This window comes from Sphingomonas sp. PP-CE-3A-406 (assembly GCF_003688625.1).
Classification (GTDB): domain Bacteria; phylum Pseudomonadota; class Alphaproteobacteria; order Sphingomonadales; family Sphingomonadaceae; genus Sphingomonas.
In genome coordinates this window covers 1,086,550-1,104,808 of sequence record NZ_RCWY01000002.1, presented here as the reverse complement: position 1 = coordinate 1,104,808, position 18,259 = coordinate 1,086,550, and the positions used below count along the sequence as shown (strand labels likewise).

19 protein-coding genes, 1 tRNA gene and 1 pseudogene are annotated in these 18,259 nt (G+C 66.5%); 7 read left to right on the top strand and 14 right to left on the bottom strand.

Annotated features, from left to right (window positions below; translation table 11 throughout):
* Nucleotides 1-10: 10 nt before the first annotated feature.
* Entirely contained in the window at nt 11-715 is a 705-nt protein-coding gene (locus C8J44_RS11440) for a murein L,D-transpeptidase catalytic domain family protein (RefSeq protein WP_056052493.1), read from the bottom strand.
* A gap of 200 nt (nt 716-915) precedes the next feature.
* Here C8J44_RS11440 and C8J44_RS11435 point away from each other — a divergent pair, with 200 nt between their 5' ends.
* Nucleotides 916-1,521, top strand: coding sequence for a L,D-transpeptidase family protein (locus C8J44_RS11435; protein WP_259466814.1), 606 nt, complete (start codon nt 916-918; stop codon nt 1,519-1,521).
* Nucleotides 1,522-1,604: 83 nt separating this feature from the next.
* Here C8J44_RS11435 and C8J44_RS11430 read toward each other — a convergent pair whose 3' ends face one another.
* Both C8J44_RS11430 and ykgO read right to left on the bottom strand, forming a co-directional pair.
* A complete protein-coding gene (locus C8J44_RS11430) occupies nt 1,605-2,231 on the bottom strand; it encodes an HAD family phosphatase (RefSeq protein ID WP_121904723.1) in 627 nt (208 codons plus the stop codon).
* A 4-nt stretch (nt 2,232-2,235) separates the two neighbouring features.
* A complete protein-coding gene (gene ykgO / locus C8J44_RS11425) occupies nt 2,236-2,361 on the bottom strand; it encodes a type B 50S ribosomal protein L36 (RefSeq protein ID WP_003046794.1) in 126 nt (41 codons plus the stop codon).
* Between the two features lie 157 nt (nt 2,362-2,518).
* On the opposite strand from ykgO, the gene C8J44_RS11420 reads away from it, so the two are divergent.
* The 5 genes from C8J44_RS11420 to C8J44_RS11400 all read left to right on the top strand — a co-directional run bounded on the left by C8J44_RS11420 (nt 2,519) and on the right by C8J44_RS11400 (nt 6,845).
* Nucleotides 2,519-3,133, top strand: coding sequence for a DUF4136 domain-containing protein (locus tag C8J44_RS11420; protein ID WP_121904547.1), 615 nt, complete (start codon nt 2,519-2,521; stop codon nt 3,131-3,133).
* Nucleotides 3,130-4,266 carry a M14-type cytosolic carboxypeptidase gene (locus C8J44_RS11415; RefSeq protein WP_121904546.1) on the top strand — a complete coding sequence of 379 codons (1,137 nt, stop codon included), beginning with the start codon at nt 3,130-3,132 and terminating at the stop codon, nt 4,264-4,266. Before C8J44_RS11420 ends, C8J44_RS11415 begins: the two co-directional genes overlap by 4 nt.
* A 123-nt stretch (nt 4,267-4,389) precedes the next feature.
* A complete protein-coding gene (gene gpmA / locus C8J44_RS11410; RefSeq protein WP_056052480.1) occupies nt 4,390-5,076 on the top strand; it encodes a 2,3-diphosphoglycerate-dependent phosphoglycerate mutase in 687 nt (228 codons plus the stop codon).
* 234 nt (nt 5,077-5,310) lie between these two features.
* Complete coding sequence (purE, locus tag C8J44_RS11405) at nt 5,311-5,766, top strand: 5-(carboxyamino)imidazole ribonucleotide mutase (protein ID WP_120300935.1); 456 nt, start codon at nt 5,311-5,313, stop codon at nt 5,764-5,766.
* Between the two features lie 11 nt (nt 5,767-5,777).
* Nucleotides 5,778-6,845 carry a 5-(carboxyamino)imidazole ribonucleotide synthase gene (locus C8J44_RS11400; RefSeq protein ID WP_121904545.1) on the top strand — a complete coding sequence of 356 codons (1,068 nt, stop codon included), beginning with the start codon at nt 5,778-5,780 and terminating at the stop codon, nt 6,843-6,845.
* Between the two features lie 181 nt (nt 6,846-7,026).
* Here C8J44_RS11400 and C8J44_RS11395 read toward each other — a convergent pair.
* The 11 genes from C8J44_RS11395 to hisG form a co-directional block, all read right to left on the bottom strand.
* Nucleotides 7,027-7,102, bottom strand: a tRNA-Phe gene (locus C8J44_RS11395).
* A gap of 53 nt (nt 7,103-7,155) precedes the next feature.
* Complete coding sequence (locus C8J44_RS11390; RefSeq protein ID WP_121904544.1) at nt 7,156-7,341, bottom strand: DNA gyrase inhibitor YacG; 186 nt, start codon at nt 7,339-7,341, stop codon at nt 7,156-7,158.
* Nucleotides 7,338-8,297 (bottom strand): ribonuclease, encoded by a 960-nt coding sequence (locus C8J44_RS11385; protein ID WP_121904543.1) that lies wholly within the window; start codon nt 8,295-8,297, stop codon nt 7,338-7,340. The genes C8J44_RS11390 and C8J44_RS11385 overlap by 4 nt, the downstream gene beginning before the upstream one ends.
* Nucleotides 8,290-8,856 (bottom strand): nucleoside triphosphate pyrophosphatase, encoded by a 567-nt coding sequence (locus C8J44_RS11380; RefSeq protein WP_121904542.1) that lies wholly within the window; start codon nt 8,854-8,856, stop codon nt 8,290-8,292. The genes C8J44_RS11385 and C8J44_RS11380 overlap by 8 nt, the downstream gene beginning before the upstream one ends.
* 46 nt (nt 8,857-8,902) lie before the next feature.
* Nucleotides 8,903-9,121, bottom strand: a complete 219-nt coding sequence (gene infA, locus C8J44_RS11375; protein ID WP_031441079.1) for a translation initiation factor IF-1 — start codon at nt 9,119-9,121, stop codon at nt 8,903-8,905.
* 180 nt (nt 9,122-9,301) lie between these two features.
* Nucleotides 9,302-10,777, bottom strand: a complete 1,476-nt coding sequence (locus C8J44_RS11370) for a DNA methyltransferase (RefSeq protein WP_121904541.1) — start codon at nt 10,775-10,777, stop codon at nt 9,302-9,304.
* Nucleotides 10,778-11,004: 227 nt separating this feature from the next.
* Entirely contained in the window at nt 11,005-13,161 is a 2,157-nt protein-coding gene (locus tag C8J44_RS11365; protein WP_121904540.1) for a sodium-translocating pyrophosphatase, read from the bottom strand.
* A 91-nt stretch (nt 13,162-13,252) separates the two neighbouring features.
* Complete coding sequence (thiL, locus tag C8J44_RS11360) at nt 13,253-14,146, bottom strand: thiamine-phosphate kinase (RefSeq protein WP_121904539.1); 894 nt, start codon at nt 14,144-14,146, stop codon at nt 13,253-13,255.
* Between the two features lie 111 nt (nt 14,147-14,257).
* Complete coding sequence (gene nusB / locus C8J44_RS11350; protein WP_056488135.1) at nt 14,258-14,713, bottom strand: transcription antitermination factor NusB; 456 nt, start codon at nt 14,711-14,713, stop codon at nt 14,258-14,260.
* 212 nt (nt 14,714-14,925) lie between these two features.
* On the bottom strand, nt 14,926-16,221 hold the full coding sequence (gene hisD, locus C8J44_RS11345; protein WP_121904538.1) for a histidinol dehydrogenase: 1,296 nt from the start codon (nt 16,219-16,221) through the stop codon (nt 14,926-14,928).
* Between the two features lie 130 nt (nt 16,222-16,351).
* The gene (gene hisG / locus C8J44_RS11340; RefSeq protein WP_254784345.1) at nt 16,352-17,017 is read right to left on the bottom strand and encodes an ATP phosphoribosyltransferase; all 666 of its coding nucleotides are present in this window, start codon (nt 17,015-17,017) and stop codon (nt 16,352-16,354) included.
* Between the two features lie 73 nt (nt 17,018-17,090).
* On the opposite strand from hisG, the pseudogene C8J44_RS11335 reads away from it, so the two are divergent.
* Nucleotides 17,091-18,098, top strand: a pseudogene (locus tag C8J44_RS11335) (DUF2332 domain-containing protein); the annotation flags it as partial.
* Between the last annotated feature and the right edge of the window lie 161 nt (nt 18,099-18,259).

Below are 18,259 nucleotides of genomic sequence, written 5' to 3'. Positions count from 1 at the left end.
ACGCCCGGTATCAGACCTTGGCGGCGTAGATCATCCGGCCGGCACCGAGGCGTGCGAACACCTGGTCGAGATCGCGTTCGCCGACCGCGAAACAGCCCTGGCTGCGGCCGAGCATGCCGTGCGTTTCGATCATGTCCTTGTTCGCGTACCATGCCGAATGCACGACGATCGCGCGATCTAACGCGTTGTCGTTGGTCGGGTCGAGCCCGATCAGGCGCTGCGAGCGGCCATGCTTGCCGACATAATAGTCGTCGGTCACGAACGCGCCTTCGGACGAGGCGTTCGAGCCGAAGCGGTTCGAGAAGCGCTCCAGATAGCCGGTATGTGCCGGATCCGACCCGCTGCCGTGCGCGACCAGCAGCGACGTGCTGCGCCCGCTGGCGAGATCGATGAAGTGGAACCGCGGCTTGCCCGACGGTGCCGCGAAATCGGCGATCGCGATCCGGTCGTGATGCTGGATGCGGCTGCCGTGACGGCTGAGCGACGCCATCGCCTGCCGCAGCAGATCGGGACGAACCACCTTCGGCGAGGTCAGCGCAACCGTGGTGCGCGGCAGCGGTGGCTGCATCATCGGCTTCAGATCGCGCGCGGTGAGCGGGCGTCCGAGACGTGTCGTCGCGGAGACGGCACCCGGTACCGCCAGAGCCCCCGCCAATACCAGACCATTCTTCAGAAGCGCGCGTCGCTCGCGCACAGGACCTTGCTCGTCGTGCATCGATTTTCCCGAAATTGCCCCGTTTCTTGGACCATCGTATAGCCGATTTTCAGTGAATATTCTGCAACCATTTCCACTGGTTGTGGGTCCGTTCCCTCTGACTACCCCGGCTTGGGGTCGGTTCGTCGACTCCCTCGTCTCGCGGCACGATTCGAAGAATCGCGCGTTGAGCGGGATATCGGGATTCGAGAACGGGTGTGATGATGATCGGGATGATGCGGCCAGTGACGGCAATCGGGCTGGCCGTCGCGCTGTTCGCGGGCGCGAGTCCTGCGCTGGCGGCGTCGGCCGGCGCACTCGCCGCGATGCCGATCGAGCAGGCCGCGACCGAACTCTCGCCCAACCAGTTCGTCTGGAAGGACAATGGCGCGAGCGAGCCGGTCAGCATCGTCATCAGCCTGCTGGAGCAACGTGCGTTCGTCTATCGCGGGGCGTCGATGATCGCGGCGACGACCATCTCCAGCGGCAAGGACGGCAAGGATACCCCGCTCGGGACCTACCCGATCCTGCAGAAGAACGCGGTCCACAAATCGAGCCTGTACGACGATGCGTCGATGCCGTTCATGCAGCGGCTGACCTGGGATGGCATCGCGATCCATGCGGGCCGCAACCCGGGCTTCCCCGCGTCGCACGGCTGCATCCGCGTGCCGCTCGGCTTTGCGAAACAGCTGTTCGGGGTGACGACGCTGGGGACGACCGTGACGGTAACGGACGATTTCGAGGGCGGGGTCGAGCCGGAGACGCCCGTCGCGGATCAGGAGACGGCGGTGGCCAACCTGCGCCAGTCGGTCTCGCTGGACCGGTAAGCTACGCCACCCCGTCATCCTGACGAAAGTCAGGGTCCAGAGTCACAGGCCTCGACGCTAATGGCTCTGGATCCTGACTTTCATCAGGATGACGGGTGTTGGGCGATCGGGAGCCCAAGCTCGACCAATCGCGCGCGGAAATCCGCCGCATCGGTAAACAGCACCGATTCGATCCCCAGCGCCTGCGCGCCCGCCACGTTCGCCGCATTGTCGTCGACGAACACCGCATCCGCCGCCGCCAACCCGAATCGCTCCAGCGCCAGCCGATAGATCGCCGCATCCGGCTTCACCATCTTCTCCTCGCCCGACACGACGATATCGCGGAACCGGTCGAACAACTGCGCTTCACGCGCGCGGAAGGGTGGCCAGAACTCGTGGCTGAAGTTCGTGATCGCGAACAGCGGTACGCCGGCCGCGTCCAGCTCCTCGACGATCTCGTGCATGCCGGCGATTCGCGCACCGATGCTCTCGACGAATCGCGGCCCCCAGGCGGCGATCAGGTCGGCATGCTGCGGATGCAACACGGCCAGCTCCGCCGAGGTGTCGGCGAAGTCGCGGCCAGCGTCGTGCTGGAAGTGCCAGTCGATCGTCACGACGTCGCGCAGGAACGCGTCGAGCGCCCGATCGTCGTCGATCAGGCGCTCGTACAGGATCCGCGGATCCCAGTCGTAAAGAACGCGACCGACGTCGAAAATGACGGCGGTCTTCAGGAGTTTAGCCCTGGCGTGCCTTGAAGCGACGGTTAGTCTTGTTGATGACGTAGGTACGGCCACGACGACGGATCACGCGGTTATCGCGGTGACGATCCTTGAGCGACTTCAGGGAATTGCGGATCTTCATGATCGATTCGCTTCTTTTCAATTCTAGGTGTGCGGAAAGACGGGATCGCCTAATGGCGGGGTGTGTCCAAGTCAAGCAACGGACACACTCCTGCCATCCGGGAACCCACTCGGCTGGTCGGAGCGTTACTATAGCGCAACATTCTAAGGAAGTCCCGATGGCGGTTCGTTCGATCCTGGTCCTGGCGCTGGCAAGCGCATCCCTCACCGCGTGCGCGACCGGCCCGTCGCTGCCGCCGACCGAGGTGTTGCGCTATCATCTCGGCGAGCCGATCGACCGCGGAACGATCGCAGTCCAGCCGCTCACCGGCGGCGGCCCCGCGAGCCTCGAGTTCAAGACCTATGCGGCTGCCGTACAGGGCGAACTTCTGAAGGCCGGCTATAGTGTGCCGACACCGGGCGCGAAGCCGTTGCTGGTCGCGACCGTCGGCTTCACCCGTACCACGCAGGCAGGCCCGCCCAAGCCGGCGCCGTTCAGCATCGGTCTCGGCGGCGGGGGCTTCAGCGGCGGTCGTGGCGGTGGCGGCGTCGGTCTTGGCGGCGGTGTCGGCTTCCCGATCGGTGGCGGTGGGCGCACTGCGATCCTGGTGTCCGAGCTGTCGGTGACGATCAAGCGCAGCGCCGACCAGTCGCCCGTCTGGGAAGGCCGCGCGCAGACCTTCGCCGATGCCCGCAAGGCCGACGCGACGACCGATATCCAGGCCGGGAAGCTCGCCCGCGCCTTGTTCATGGGGTTCCCCGGTGAGTCCGGTCGCACTATTCAGGTGAAATGACCGTACAGACCATGAGCCCCGTCACCATCAATGCAGCCTTCGATGGCGGCAACATTCGCGTTGTCGCCATCGAGGGAGACCGAATCGACCTGGAGATCGTCACCGATTTCCAGTCCGATTTCTTCCAGTGGTTCTATTTCCGCGTGGCGGGGGCGGCCGGCCGCACGCTGACCTACCGCATCCTGAATGCGGGGAAGTCGGCCTATCCGTTCGGCTGGCCGGGCTACAAGACGCGCGCCAGCACCGATCGGCAGGCGTGGCGGATGATCGAGACGCGCTATGACAATGGCGTGCTGGAATTCGACTTCACCGCCAATACCGATCTCGCCTGGTTCGCCTATTTCGCGCCGTACACGATGGAAATGCACGAGGCGCTGGTGGCCCGCACTGCGTTGCTGCCGGGTGTCGCGCACCGCGAACTCGGCCAGTCGCTCGACGGCCAGGCGATCGATTGCTTCACGATCGGGTCGGGGCCGAAGCAGGTCTGGATCTACGGTCGCCAGCATCCCGGCGAATCGATGACCGAATGGTGGATGGAAGGCGCGCTGGAGCGGCTGACCGATTCGGGCGACCCGATCACCGCCGCGCTACTGGCGAAGGCGACCTTCAACGTCGTCCCCAACATGAACCCGGACGGCACGCGCCGCGGTCACCTGCGCACCAATGCGGTAGGGGTGAACCTCAACCGCGAATGGCACACGCCGACGCCGGAGAAGAGCCCCGAAGTCCTGTGCGTGCGCAACGCGATGGACCTCACCGGCGTCGACGTCGCGATGGACATCCACGGCGACGAGGCGATCCCTGCGAACTTCATCGCCGGCTTCGAAGGCATTCCCTCCTGGACCGACGCGCACGGCGAGAAATTCTACGAATACGGCCGGCGGCTTGCGGCGCACACGCCCGATTTCCAGACCGAGAAGGGCTATCCCAAGTCCGCACCGGGCTCGGCGAACCTGTCGATGTCGACCAACCAGCTCGCCGAGCGCTTCGGCGCGGTGTCGATGACGCTGGAGATGCCGTTCAAGGATCACGACGCCAACGCCGATCCCGAGTTCGGCTGGTCGCCCGAGCGCTCGAAACGGCTCGCGCATGCGATGCTCGAGACGCTCGCCGGCATGATCGACGAAATCTGACCCGATAACAACGGCTTGGCATGGTCTGGAGGCTTGGGTTCAAGCACCGCGGATCGTGCCTGGGTGTAACCTTATCCTAACCTTTGAACCCTTCCGTTCAGTCCCGCCATCGCAGGAGCCCGAATGCCGACCCTAGTCCTGATCCGCCACGGCCAGTCCACCTGGAACCTCGAGAACCGCTTCACCGGCTGGTGGGACGTCGACATGACCGCCAAGGGCGAGGCCGAAGCCAAGGCCGCAGGCGAGCTGATGGCCGCCAAGGGCCTCGACTTCGACCAGACTTTCGTCAGCCTCCAGACCCGGGCGATCAAGACGCTCAACATCGCACTGGAGGCAATGGGCCGCCTCTGGCTCCCGGTCGAGAAGGACTGGCGCCTGAACGAGCGTCACTATGGCGGCCTGACCGGGCTCGACAAGGCCGAGACCGCCGCCAAGCACGGCGATGCGCAGGTCCATATCTGGCGCCGCAGCTTCGACGTCCCCCCGCCCGTGCTCGACGACGGCAGCGAGTTCGACCTGTCCAAGGACCGGCGTTACGACGGCATCGCGATCCCCAGAACCGAGAGCCTCAAGGACACCATCGCGCGCGTCCTCCCCTATTGGGACGAGCGGATCGCGCCCGCGCTGAAGGACGGCCAGCGCATCCTGATCTCCGCCCACGGCAACTCGCTCCGCGCGCTGGTGAAGCACCTCTCCAACATCCCCGACGACGAGATCACCAGCCTCGAGATCCCGACCGGTCAGCCGATCGTCTACGAACTCGACGCCGACCTGAACGCGACGGACCGCTACTACCTCAGCGAGCGCTGACACCGTCCTGAAGGAGCACCACCCCGGCGAAGGCCGGGGCCCAATTGGAAAGGTGGCAGTAACGGAGCGCCGCCATCGGTTAGCTCGGTTTCCCAATTGGACCCCGGCCTTCGCCGGGGAGGTGTAGTTTCAAGAGGGTAGCTACCCACCAACAACATTGCCCTAGCCCCCCCACGTCGCTAGGCACGGCGCTCCTTGAATCAGGGGGCGATCGTGGCTCTAGTCGGCATCATCATGGGCAGCACCTCCGATTGGGAGACGATGCGCCACGCCGCCGAGACGCTCGACGCGCTCGACGTCGCCTACGAGACCAAGGTCGTCTCCGCGCACCGCACCCCGCAACGCCTCTACGACTACGCGACCACCGCCGCCGATCGCGGCCTCAAGGTGGTGATCGCCGGGGCAGGCGGCGCAGCGCACCTCCCCGGCATGGCCGCCTCGATGACGCACCTCCCGGTACTCGGCGTCCCCGTCGAATCGAAGGCGCTGAAGGGCATGGATAGCCTGCTCTCGATCGTCCAGATGCCCGGCGGCATTCCCGTCGGCACGCTCGCGATCGGCAAGCCCGGCGCGATCAACGCCGGCCTTCTGGCGGCCGCCATCCTCGCAACGTCCGACGATGCGCTGGCCGAGCGCCTCAAAGCCTGGCGCGCGGCACAGACCGACGCCGTCGCCACCGACCCCGCCTGAAAGACGCTGACATGACGCCGCTTCCTCCCGGATCGACCATCGGCATCCTCGGCGGCGGCCAGCTCGGCCGCATGCTCGCGACCGCCGCAGCGCAGCTCGGCTATCACACGCACGTCCTCGCGCCCGACCAGGAAAGCGTCGCCGCACAGTCCGCGTCGACCATGACGCGCGCCGATTATCACAACCGCATCGTCCTCGCCGACTTCGCCGACGCCTGCGACGTGATCACCTACGAGTTCGAGAACATCGCAGTCGAGCCCGTGGAATGGCTCGCCGACCGCGTCCCCGTCCACCCGAGCCCTCGCGCGCTTCGCGTGGCACAGGAACGGATCGGCGAAAAACGCTTCGTGGAGAGCGTCGGCGGCCGCCCGGCACCCTGGGCCGCGGTCGACAGCCTCGAAAGCCTGCAGGCGGGCCTGAAAGCGATCGGCACCCCCGCCATCCTCAAGACCGCGCGCTTCGGCTATGACGGCAAGGGGCAGGTCAAGATAGACACGCCCGAAGGCGCACAAGCCGCCTGGGACACGATCGGCGGCCCCGCAGTGCTCGAAGCCTTCGTACCGTTCGAGCACGAGTTCTCGATCCTGATCGCCCGCGGCCTTGACGGCAGCATCGCGCGCTACGATCCGCCGCTCAACGTCCACCGCGACGCGATCCTGCGTCACTCGACCGTCCCCGCGCCCGCCGCGGTGCTGGCGCAGGCCGACGAAGCCGCCGCGCTGGCCGAACGGATCGCCGCCGAACTCGACTATGTCGGCGTGCTGGCGTGCGAGTTCTTCGTCGGCGCCGACGGCCCGGTCTTCAACGAGATGGCGCCCCGCGTGCACAATTCCGGCCACTGGACGATCGAAGGCGCCGAATGCTCGCAATTCGAAAATCACATCCGCGCGATCTGTGGCCTGCCACTGGGCGCAACGACGCTGACCGGGCGTGAGGCGACGATGGAAAACCTGATCGGCGACGACGCGGATCGCTGGGCGGCGCTGCTGGCCGAATCAGGCGCGCATCTGCACCTGTACGGCAAGGGCACCGCACGGCCGGGGCGCAAGATGGGTCACGTCACCCGGGTCGTCCGCTAACGGCTCCCCATCAGGGGGATACCCCCAATTCCGTTCGAGACTCCCTCCGTTCGCCCTGAGCGAAGTCGAAGGGTGTGCCCCAAGCGAAGGTGCTTCGACTACGCTCAGCACGAACGGATTTTGGGGTCCAAGCTCGCGGTCTTGCGGATGATCCGGCAGCTTAGATCACAATATAAGAAAATGGTGCCCGGAGACGGGGTCGAACCGCCGACACTGCGATTTTCAGTCGCATGCTCTACCAACTGAGCTATCCGGGCACGTCCGGTCTGGGACCGGAGAAGCGTCCGACCTTGCGATCGGAAGGGCGCGTTTAGTCGGGGTCTTCGGCGCTGTCCAGCCCCGTTTGCGAGATTGCGCGGCCGGGAATGCGATAGCCTTCGCCAAGCCACTGCAACAGGTCGCGGTCGCGGTGGCGGCTCGAGCAGAACGGCTTGTATTCGGGCACCGCAGGCTGGTCGCAGATCGGGCATTTGACGGTCGAGGCGGTGGGGGTCATCGGGCACTCTCCAGTTCGTGGACGACGCCGGTGCGGCGCGCGAGTTCCGCGAGCCAGTCAGGACGCGCCACGAGACGTGCATGGACGGCTGCAGGCAGGGTGTGACGGCGCGAGGCGGTCGGCGGCGTGCGTTCGAGCGTGCGGAGCGTCGCGCGAGCCATTGCGCCGACCGAATCTGCGCGAAGGATCTCGGGGATCGACGCACGCGGACGGGGGCGGACGATCTGGAGGAAGCCGAAACCGTTCATCGCGGTGCGCTCGAACGGTTGCGGCAGGGACTCGTCGATCGCAACCGCGACGGCGTTGCGCTGCGCCTTGCCGGCGATCGTCGGGAAATCGATCCCGATCGAGCCGCCGATACCGTGTCGGCGGATCGCGCGCGCTACGACTTGCGCGGCGGCGATCGCGAGCGTGTCGAGTGGTGGCGCGCCGTCGACGTCGAACAGCGTCATCGCCGGCGTCGGCGAAAGCCGCAGTGCGCCGAGCGGGAACACGATCTCGCCGCTCACGGCCTCGTCAAGGAGTTCGGACCAGCCCGCCGCCTCCAGCGCGTCGGGTTCGTGTGCGCGCGGACTGCGGACGGGCAGGCCGGTCGCCACGAGGCGCTCGTACAGCGTCGGCGCGGGGCAAGGCGGCAGGTCGCTGGGCACGGCCTTCGCGAGCTTTGCGCGGCCCGCTTCGGGCAGCGCCTCGCGGACGATCTCGACGGTGAGGCTCGCACCCTGCGTGATGCCGGGGGGTAGGTGGTTGATCAGCGCCTCGCCGCCGTCGAGCGTGACGCGACCGCGGCGTCCCGGCAGCAGTTCGACGAGCCGCGCTCGGGCGACGAGGCCGACCTTCAGTGCCTCGGTGTCGAGTTCGATCGCAGTTTCGACAATCTGATCATCGTCCACCAGAGCCGCGCGCGCTTCGCCGATGCCGGCTTCGTAGAGCCATGCAGGCCCCGAGTCAGGCAAGCGCGACGCCTGCGGTCTTCAACAGCGCGCGCGTTTCGAACAGCGGCAGGCCGACGACGCCCGAATGACTGCCCGACAGGAAGCGGACGAACGCCTCGGCGCGGCCCTGGATCGCGTAGCCGCCGGCCTTGCCCAGCCCTTCGCCGCACGCGAGATAATCTTCGATTTCGGCGGGGGACAGCGGCTTGAACGCGACGATCGTATCGGCGATCCGCGTCCGCACCTTGCCCGCCGCGTCGATCACGCAGACCGCAGACAGGCAATGGTGGCGGCGGCCCGACAGCTTGCCGATCAGGTCGCGCTGGATCTCGATCGTGTCGGCGGGGGGCAGGATGCGGCTGCCGAGCGCGATCGTGGTGTCGCCGGCGAGGACGATCTCGCCCTCCGCACGTGCGACAGCGCTGGCCTTCTCGACTGCGAGGCGAAGAGCATAGGCGCGGGGCGGTTCGGCCTTGCGCGGGCTCTCATCGATGTCGGGAGATGCCACGCGCGACGGCACGACGCCGAGCCGTGCGAGCAGATCGCGGCGGCGGGGCGAGGAAGAGGCCAGGACCAGCATTGGTGCCTCGTCTTGAAAAGCGGCGGGCGCCGGAGCACCCACGGGCTTATTTGAAGCGGTAGGTGATGCGACCCTTGGTCAGATCGTACGGCGTGAGTTCGCACAGCACCTCGTCGCCGACCAGCACGCGGATGCGGTTCTTGCGCATCTTGCCGGCGGTGTGACCGAGAATCTCGTGGTCGTTTTCGAGCTGAACCCGGAACATCGCGTTGGGGAGGAGTTCCACCACGCGGCCGCGCATCTCGAGCAGTTCTTCCTTGGCCAAATATAATCTCTGAATTGGGGGAATTTCGGGACGAGCGCCCTTACCGCAGGTTCGCGAAAAAGGAAAGCACGGCCGAAGGCGGATACGGGCGTGATGCCCGAACCCGCTTGCTCGATCCCTATATCGGCCATCAAGTGGCGTTGGACAAGAGCACCGGTCGAGGACGACGGACGCGGAATGTCACAGCAGGCTCGGCTGAAACGCGTTGGCTTCGCGTGCCGCGCGCCGGAACGCGGCGCGATCGACGTTGGGGATGCGCGGGCGCTTGCCCTGGAACAGATCGGCAAGCGTCAGGATCTGGAGTTTGGGAAACGTCTCGTCGACGCCGGCACGGTAGATGCCGACCGCGGCGGCACGGCGCTCCATCTCGCGCGTCGGTTTGGCGTTCATGATGAGGATGCCGATCGGTGCCTTCTCGCGCGCGATCGTCGCGGCGAGCGTCTCGACCATCGCGGTGTCCGGATTGAGCCCACCCTTGACCGATACGATCGCGCGGTGCGTCACCATCTTGCCCGATGCCGGGTCATGATCGTTGAAATAGATCAGTCCGTCGATGCCGCCGTCCGCACCCTTTTTCCGGCCGCCGAACGGCAGCGCATCGACCATCGACACCGCCCACCACTGGAACTGGTATTTGTCGCGTAGCGCGAGGTTACAGGCGGAGGCGAGGTCCTTCGGCGTGCCTTCGACGGTGAACGTGACGGCGGGAAACGCATCCTTCATTCGCTTCTCGATCAGCGAGATGGCAAGATGCGTGACGTCGATGCCGATCCATTGCCGCTTGAGTTTCTCCGCGGCATGCACCGCAGTGCCGCACCCGCAGAACGGATCGAGCACGACGTCGCCTTCGTTCGACGAGGCGGCGATGATGCGCTCCAGTAGGGCCACCGGCTTCTGCGTCGGGTAGCCGAGCCGTTCCTTCGAGACGGGGGCGATGATCGGTATTTCCCAGACGTCGTTCATGGCGACACCCAGCGATGTGCCCGATTCCCGGGTCGGGTTGCGCATGCCGTCGGCCGTGAACGTGACCTTCTGCATCGATCCCTTCCACCGTTTCAGCGAGCTCGCCGACGGCGGCACGGTGAGCGTGTTGAACAGATTGCCGCTCTCGCTCTTGGTGTAGAACAGCAGGCAATCGTGTATCCGCTGGAACCGGTGCGAGACCGATGGCCAACGGCGATAGCTCCAGACGATCTCGTTCTGGAAATGCCGCTTGCCGAAGATCGCGTCGAGCAGCAGCTTCAGGTAATGGCTCGCGGTTGGATCGCAGTGGAGATACAGGCTGCCGGTCGGCTTCAAGACGCGGTGCAGTTCAAGCAGGCGGACCGCCATCATCGCCAGGTACGCCATCATGTCGTTATCGCCGAGAAACCCGCGCATCGCGTTCAACAGGTCGAACGTCTTGGTATTGCCGCTGCGGGCAACCTGGTCGAAGGCGTCCTCGGCGGTCTCGTTCCAATGCCATGTATCCTCGAACGCCTCGATCTGCGCGCTGGAGGATTTGCCGTCGGGCTCCTTGAACAGGATGCCGTAGTTCGCGTTCGAATTGAACGGTGGGTCGAGATAGATCAGGTCGACGCTTTCGTCGGCGATCTCCTTGCGAAGCACGGCGAGGTTGTCGCCATAGAACAGGTGATTTTCGGGGCGGTTTCGCATTGCGGGAAGATGCGGGTACAATTCCAGCCGCGTCCAAGTGAGATGCATCCGTAGTCGGCGGATATGATCCGCTATGGAGTTTCCTGCCGTAGAACGCTCGCATCCAGCAGAAATATACTATGGTGATCCGACGCAATTGTTCTTCAGAAATAGCGATAGTCACTTCGGGGCGTCGAAAGACGATCGCCGAGCGGCCAGCATGACCTAGCCGCTCAGCGATCAGGTAATCACCCCACCCCGCCGCCGGCCAGTGCTGCCAGCAGCAGCAGCGCGACGATGTTGGTGATCTTGATCATCGGGTTGACCGCGGGGCCTGCGGTGTCCTTGTACGGGTCGCCCACGGTGTCGCCGGTGATCGCGGCCTTGTGCGCTTCGGACCCCTTGCCGCCGTGATGGCCGTCCTCGATGTACTTCTTGGCGTTGTCCCAGGCGCCGCCGCCGCTCGTCATCGAGATCGCGACGAACAGCCCGGAGACGATCACGCCTAGCAACATCGCGCCGAGCGAGGCGAAGCCCGCGGCCTGGCCTGCGACCGTGGTGATGATGAAATATACGGCGAGGGGGCTCAGGACGGGTAGAAGCGAAGGGACGATCATCTCGCGGATCGCCGCCTTGGTGACTAGGTCGACCGTCCGTGCGTAGTCGGGGCGGCTGGTGCCGAGCATGATGCCGGGATTGTTGCGGAACTGCTCGCGGACTTCCTCGACGACCGCGCCGGCTGCGCGACCGACGGCGGTCATGCCGAACGCACCGAACAGATACGGGAGCAGCGCGCCGAGCAGCAGACCGACGATGACGTACGGGTTCGACAGGCTGAAATCGACCGTGACATCGGGAAAATACGTCGCGAGATCGGTTGTGTACGCCCCGAACAGGACGAGGGCGGCGAGCCCGGCCGAGCCGATCGCATAGCCCTTGGTGACCGCCTTGGTGGTGTTGCCGACCGCGTCGAGCGCGTCGGTCCGCTGGCGGACGTCGTCGGGCAAGCCGGCCATCTCAGCGATACCACCGGCGTTGTCGGTGACGGGGCCGTAGGCGTCGAGCGCGACGACCATGCCGGCCTGGGCGAGCATGGCGGTCGCGGCGAAGGCGATGCCGATAATCCCGGCGAGCTGGTACGCGACGATCACCGCGACGACGATGACCAGCGTCGGCAGCGCGGTCGATTCGAGGCTGATCGCGAGGCCTTGAATGACGTTGGTGCCGTGACCGGTCTCGGATGCCTTGGCGATCGACTGGACCGGGCGGTGGTTGGTGCCAGTGTAATATTCGGTGATCCACACGATCAGCCCGGTGACGACGAGCCCGATCATCATCGACCAGAACAGGTCCATGCCGGTGAAGCTCTGCGTCAGCGACGGCGCGGCCTGCGTCGTCAGGTCGTCGGTCGCGGGATCGAGGAAGCCTGCGCCGCCGATGACGCGGTGGAGGTCGCCGAGCACGTACTGGGTGGCGAGATAGATCGCCGGGATCGACAGGATCGTCGAGGTGAAGAAGCCCTTGTAGAGCGCGCCCATGATGCTGCCGCCGCCGAGCCGGACCATGTAGGTGCCGATGATCGAGGTGACGATGCACACGCCGCCAACGAGCAGCGGGAGAGTCATCAGCCGCATCAGTTCGGCGCCGCTCGCCTGGATCAGCAGCGCGATCGAGATCATCGTGACACCCAGCGTGACGACGTACGTCTCGAACAGATCGGCGGCCATGCCCGCGCAGTCGCCGACGTTGTCGCCGACGTTGTCCGCGATCACGGCGGGGTTGCGGGGGTCGTCCTCGGGAATGCCGGCCTCGACCTTGCCAACCAGATCCGCGCCGACGTCCGCCGCCTTGGTGAAGATGCCGCCGCCGAGCCGTGCGAAGATCGAGATCAGCGAGGCGCCGAACGCGAGTGCGGTGAGCGCCTCGACGATGATCCGGTCGTTGGGCGCATGGCCCGCGGGTCCGGTGAGGTACCAGAAGAACGCGCTGATCGCGAGCAGGCCGAGACCCGCCACGAGCATGCCGGTGACCGCGCCCGATCGGAACGCCAGCGTCAGGCCGGCCTGCAGCGACGTCCGCGCGGCCTCCGCGGTGCGGACGTTGGCGCGGACCGAGATGTTCATGCCGACATAGCCCGCGACGCCCGACAGCACCGCACCGATGACGAAGCCGATGGTGGAGATGTAGCCGAGCGTAAACAGCAGGATCGCCGCGACGATGACGCCGACGATCGCGATCGTGGTGTATTGGCGGCCGAGATAGGCCTTGGCGCCTTCCTGAATGGCGGCGGCGATGTCTTGCATCTTTGCGTTGCCGGGGGAGGCGGCGAGCACCTGTCGACTGGTGACGAAACCATATAGGACGGCGATGACGCCGCAGATCATGGCCAAATAGACGGTCGTCATACGGCGCTATCCCTCTTGTCAGGTCCTCTCCGGTCTCGACTTTGCCGAGTCCCGATACAGCGAACCTATCAGTGCGGGGGTATTGCGCAAGTTATCCTCGGGGGCGGTGCTCATAGCCTAGACTTGGGGGGAGCGGGACGGGGGTGCCCGAGTCATAAAGGGTGAGGCCCGAGCCGGCTGAGAAAGCGCCGATCAGAGTGGCGTCGGTGGCGAAATCTTGCGGTGCAGCAAAAAGGAGTTGGTAGTCGTCGCCGGCGGTCGCGGCGGCGAGCCGATCGCCGGAGAAGGCGCGGTAGGCGGCCGACAAGGGTATGCGCGAGAGGTCGACGTTGACGGCGAGGTCGCTGGCCAACGCCATGCGGGATGCGTCTATGAGGAGGCCGTCGGATACGTCCATCATCGCATGGACCTGCGGGGCAAGTATGCGACCGTCGGCGAGCCGTGGCTGCGGGCGTCGGTATGCGGCGAGGAGTTCGGCTGGGCCTTGCGCGCCGAGTGCGATCGCGAGACCCGCGCCCGCGTCGCCGATCGTGCCAGTTACATAGAGCGCATCGCCGTCGCGTGCACCGCTACGGGCGGGCGCCGCGGCGTTGCTGCCGAACGCGGTGAGGGTCAGGACTCGCGGCGCATTCGGCGGAACCGTCACGGTGTCGCCGCCGATGATCCTCGTGTCGAGGGTGGTCAGGACGTCGGCGAGCCCTTCGAGAAAGGCACGGTCCCACGCGTCGTCGCTGAGCGGATAGTTGAGGAGGACCCCCTCGGGTCTGGCCCCCTTTGCCGCGAGATCGGAAAGGTTGGTCGCGACGAGCTTCCAGGCGACGTCCTGTGCGGGGTCGGTCGGGAGGAAGTGAATGCCTTCGACCAGCGTGTCGGTCGTGACGACGAGCGGGCCTGCGTCGAGCAGCGCGGTATCGTCGTTGAGGCCACGCGCCGCCGGGTGCAGCGGGAGCCGGCGAAGAGCGGCAATAAACTCGGCTTCGGTCACTCTCTGCTCCCTCTCCCCTCCGGGGGGAGGGCTGGGGTGAGGGGCTGCCACACAGCGCACCGCTCGGTACAGCCCCTCACCCCGACCCTCTCCCCAGAGGGGAGAGGGAGATTACGCCCGCACCTCTTTCGCGATACCGTCGAGCAGCCCGTTCACGAAGCCGGACTCGCGCTTGTCGTAGAACGCATGCGCCACATCGACATATTCGCTGATCACCGCGGCGACCGGCACGTCCTTGCGGGCGAGCAGTTCATACGTGCCGACACGGATGATTGCCTTCATCGGCTTGTCGAGCCGCGCGAGCGTCCAGCCCTTGGCGAGCTTGCCCTCGATCAGCACGTCGATCTCGCCGGCACGCGCGTTGGCGCCGGTCACCAGGTCGTCGAAGAAGTCGACGTCGGCCTCGGCATATTCGACGTCTTCGATCGTCGCGCCGAGCCGGTGCTGGTGGAATTCGTTGAGCAGGACGGGCATCGCGGTGCCCTCCATCTCGTGCTGGTAAGTCGCCTGGACGGCGGCGAGGCGAGCGGCGGCACGCGCCTTGGTGCGGGGGGCGGTTCGAGTCATAAGCGGTTGCCTGTAGGCGCGGGGGGCGTGTGTGTCAGCCCTTTGCGTTTCGGTGCGGGGAGTCGAAGAAGATTGGTTCACGCGGAGACACGGAGACGCGGAGGTGTCGACCCTGCCGCGCAGCGGCCCTGCAATAACCGGCCAAGGAGGCGATCGAAGCGGCTGCGCCGCCCGCAACACCTCCGCGTCTCCGCGCCTCCGCGTGAACCAATCTAACTGTTGAGCCGCAACCGCAGCGCCACTGATTTGGCGTGCGCGGGTAGCCCTTCGGCGTTGGCCAGCGCAACGGTTGCAGGCCCGAGTTCGCGGAGGGCCGCTTCGTCCAATGCCAGGAAGCTGGTGCGTTTCATGAAGTCGAGCACCGACAGCCCGCTGGCAAAGCGCGCGCGGCGGCCGGTGGGGAGGACGTGGTTCGGGCCGGCGACGTAATCGCCGATCGCCTCAGGGGTGTAGCGGCCAAGGAATACCGAGCCAGCATGGCGGATACGGTCGAAGAATCCTTGCGGGTCAGGGATTGCCAGCTGGAGATGCTCGGCGGCGAGGCGGTCGACCAGCGGGATCGCGTCTGCCAGCGTTTCGACGACAACGATCGCGCCGTTGGTGTCCCACGCGACGCGCGCGACCGCTTCGGTGGCGAGATCGCGCAACTGACGGTCGACGGCTTCCGCGACCTTGTCGGCGAAGGCTGCGTCGTCAGTAAACAGGATCGACTGCGTGGTCAAGTCGTGCTCGGCCTGGCTGAGCAGGTCGGCGGCGGTCCATTCGGGGTCGTTGAGCGCGTCCGCGACGACGACGATTTCGGAAGGGCCCGCGACCATGTCGATGCCGACGACGCCGTAGACCTGGCGCTTGGCTTCCGCGACCCAGGCGTTGCCGGGGCCCGTGATGACGTCGACCGGCTCGATCCGGCCCGCGCCGTACGCGAGCGCTGCGACAGCCTGCGCGCCACCGACTCGCCAGACTTCATCGACGCCCGCGAGATGTGCGGCGGCGAGGACCAGCGGGTTGATCTGACCGTCGGGGGTGGGCGTGACCATCGCGAGGCGGCCGACACCGGCGACCTTGGCGGGGATCGCGTTCATCAGCAGCGACGAGGGATAGGCGGCGCGTCCACCTGGGACATAGATGCCGGCGGCGTCGACGGGGAGCCAGCGTGCGCCGAGCCTTACGCCCGCGGAGTCGACCGAGTCGCTGTCGAGCGGCCGCTGTTTCTCGTGATACGCGCGGATCCGGGTCGCGGCGAGTTCCAGCGCGGTGCGCAGGTCCGGGTCGAGTGCATCGAACGCGGCCTTGCAGTCGCTCGCGTCGATCTGCCAGCCGGTGGTTTCGAGGTCGTGGCGGTCGTGCTTCTGCGTGAGGTCGCGGAGCGCGGTCTCACCGCCGCGGCGGACTGCAGCGATGATCGCGGCGACGTCCTGCGTCACGCCAGCGTCGGACTCGCGGCGGTCCTCGACCAGCGCGGTGAAGCGGGTCGCGAAGTCCGCGTCGGATGTGGAAAGGCGGATCACTTGCCCCCCTCCCGCATGCGGGAGGGGCTGGGGGTGGGCACGCGTTCACCGCGAGCGTTTCGGTCGAGGATAGCGAGAGCCCAACACCCGGCCCCTTCCCGCTTGCGGGAAGGGGAGCAGAAGAGGGTGGTCATGCTGCGATCTCCTGCTCGACCGCACGACGGAACGCTTCCACCAGTGGCACCACCCGGCTGCGCGTCTTCATCGCGGCGCGGTTGACCACCAGGCGGCTGGTGACCTCCATGATCGTCTCGACCTCCACCAGGCCGTTCTCCAGCAACGTCCGGCCCGACGAAACCAAGTCAACGATGCGCGGCGCGAGGCCGAGCGTCGGCGCCAGTTCCATGGCACCGTTGAGCTTCACGCACTCCGCCTGCACGCCCCGCGAGGCGAAATGCGCCGCTGTCACATGCGGGTATTTGGTCGCGACGCGAACATGGCTCCAGCCGCGTGGATCGTCCTGCGCGGCCATCTCGGCGGGCTCGGCGACCGACAGGCGGCAATGGCCGATGCCGAGGTCGACCGGTGCGTAAAGCTCCGAATAGCCGAACTCCGCAATTACGTCCGACCCGACGATGCCGAGTTGCGCCGCCCCGTGCGCAACGAAGGTCGCGACGTCGAACGCGCGCACCCGGATCAGCGAGATCGCCGGATCGTTTGTCGCAAAGCGCAACGCACGCGAATTTTCGTCCGAGAAGGACGCTTCGGGATGTACCCCGGCGCGCGCGAGCAGCGGCAGGGCCTCGGCGAGGATGCGTCCCTTGGGGACGGCGATGATGATCTGGGAGTCAGGCACGCGTCGGGCTTTACGGGGGGGGCTGAGCGGGTGCAACAACCTGCACATGGCAAATGAACCGGCTAACCGTGCGGCGTTCGACATCCAGGCGGGCTATTGCACCGCGATGGACGCGCCCATTACCGCGCGGGTCTGCACTGCGCTGGCGACCGCAGTGGATCGCGAAAGCGAGACGGGGCGGCGGGTGCTCGACTGGATGGGCGAGCCTGTCGCGGATGCGCTGGCGTTGCGGTTGGTCGGCGGATTGCATGCGCTGCACCGCGCGGGCGTCGATCCGGCGCTTTCTGCCGTGTTCGCCGGGGCGGAGACCGACCCGGTACGCGTGGCGGCTGCTCTGCGGGCGACGCTGGTCGCGCAGGATGCGGCGTTGCTGCCGTGGCTCGATGGGCCGCCACAGACCAACGAGGCGGCGCGGTCCGCGGGGATGATGACCGGGATCCTCCATTTGGCCGAGCGATACGGGCCGCGGTTCGAGGTGCTGGAAATCGGATCGAGTGCCGGGTTGAACCTGCTGATCGATCGCTATCTGTTCGATCTGGGCGGCGTGAATGTCGGGCCGGATACATCGCCGGTGACGATCCGTCCTGAATGGCGGGGGCCGCCGCCGCCGAACGCGCCCGTCGAGATCGGGTCGACTCGCGGCGTCGATATCCACCCGGTGGACGTCGCCGATCCGGACGCTGCGGCACGGCTGGAAGCGTATGTCTGGGTCGATGCGGTCGAGCGACAGGCGCGGCTCGCGGCGGCGATCGCGATGGTGCGGGACGGCGGCGTCGATCTGGTCGAAGGCGATGCGGCCGACTTGGTCGAAGCGCAATTGGCCGAGCCGCAGCCCGAGGGCGTCACGCGCGTGCTGATGCATTCGGTGGTGTGGCAGTATCTGCCGGCGACCTCCCGCGAGCGGATCCGGGTCGCGATGGAAGCTGCGGGTGCGCGTGCGACGGTGGAACGACCACTCGGCTGGGTGATGATGGAGCCGAACCGTGATCTCCACCGGCATGAGGTCCGCGTGCGCGGCTGGCCGGGGGAGCGGGCAATGGAACTGGTCGCGCTGACGCATGCGCATGGCGCCTGGGTCGAAGGATTGGCGCTGCCGTACGAGACGCGCGACTACGTCATGCGGCGTGGCGCGTACGAGAAGGATTGAGGTGCCCCGTCATGCCGGACCCGTTCCGGCATCCACCGTTCCGCGCATCGATGGCTTCGAGTTTGCGGACCGGTGGACCCCGGAACAAGTCCGGG

Coding starts and splice junctions, on each gene's coding strand:
- C8J44_RS11440 (WP_056052493.1), bottom strand. CDS start 715: ATGCACGACGAGCAAGGTCCTGTGCGCGAGCGACGCGCGCTTCTGAAG.
- C8J44_RS11435 (WP_259466814.1), top strand. CDS start 916: ATGATGATCGGGATGATGCGGCCAGTGACGGCAATCGGGCTGGCCGTC.
- ykgO (WP_003046794.1), bottom strand. CDS start 2,361: ATGAAGATCCGCAATTCCCTGAAGTCGCTCAAGGATCGTCACCGCGAT.
- C8J44_RS11420 (WP_121904547.1), top strand. CDS start 2,519: ATGGCGGTTCGTTCGATCCTGGTCCTGGCGCTGGCAAGCGCATCCCTC.
- C8J44_RS11415 (WP_121904546.1), top strand. CDS start 3,130: ATGACCGTACAGACCATGAGCCCCGTCACCATCAATGCAGCCTTCGAT.
- gpmA (WP_056052480.1), top strand. CDS start 4,390: ATGCCGACCCTAGTCCTGATCCGCCACGGCCAGTCCACCTGGAACCTC.
- purE (WP_120300935.1), top strand. CDS start 5,311: ATGGGCAGCACCTCCGATTGGGAGACGATGCGCCACGCCGCCGAGACG.
- C8J44_RS11400 (WP_121904545.1), top strand. CDS start 5,778: ATGACGCCGCTTCCTCCCGGATCGACCATCGGCATCCTCGGCGGCGGC.
- C8J44_RS11390 (WP_121904544.1), bottom strand. CDS start 7,341: ATGACCCCCACCGCCTCGACCGTCAAATGCCCGATCTGCGACCAGCCT.
- C8J44_RS11380 (WP_121904542.1), bottom strand. CDS start 8,856: ATGCTGGTCCTGGCCTCTTCCTCGCCCCGCCGCCGCGATCTGCTCGCA.
- C8J44_RS11370 (WP_121904541.1), bottom strand. CDS start 10,777: ATGCGAAACCGCCCCGAAAATCACCTGTTCTATGGCGACAACCTCGCC.
- C8J44_RS11365 (WP_121904540.1), bottom strand. CDS start 13,161: ATGACGACCGTCTATTTGGCCATGATCTGCGGCGTCATCGCCGTCCTA.
- nusB (WP_056488135.1), bottom strand. CDS start 14,713: ATGACTCGAACCGCCCCCCGCACCAAGGCGCGTGCCGCCGCTCGCCTC.